Here is a 416-nt window from a genome sequence, read left to right on the forward strand (position 1 = left end):
AATGAAGTAAAAGTCGCTGTAATTGATACTGGTATAAACGTAAAGCATCCAGAATTAAAGCATAGTATGATTGCGCCTTATAACGCTGTAAATCCTGCTCATGCTGTCGTTCCAGACGTTCACGGGACACACGTTTCGGGAATTATTTCTGCGAAAGAAAATAATAAAATTGGTGCACACGGAATTAATCCAAATGCAAAAGTGATGTCAATCGACGTATTTAACGGCGGTGAAGGTGCATACGATTTCAATATTGCAAAAGGTATTTTGCATGCAGTAGAACAAGGTGTTGATGTTATCAACATGAGTTTAGGTGGTCCGCAAAGTAGTACAGTTGTACAAGAGGCGATCTATAAGGCAGTAGAAAATAATGTTGTTGTTGTAGCAGCGGCAGGAAATGAATCCACAGATATGTA

At 38.9% G+C, this 416-nt stretch carries 1 protein-coding gene; it reads left to right on the forward strand.

The features are described from left to right. A partial coding sequence (locus BAMA_RS23355; protein ID WP_034644477.1) for a S8 family peptidase occupies positions 1-416 on the forward strand: 416 nt, incomplete at both ends.

The sequence above is a fragment of the Bacillus manliponensis genome (assembly GCF_000712595.1).
Lineage (GTDB): Bacteria > Bacillota > Bacilli > Bacillales > Bacillaceae_G > Bacillus_A > Bacillus_A manliponensis.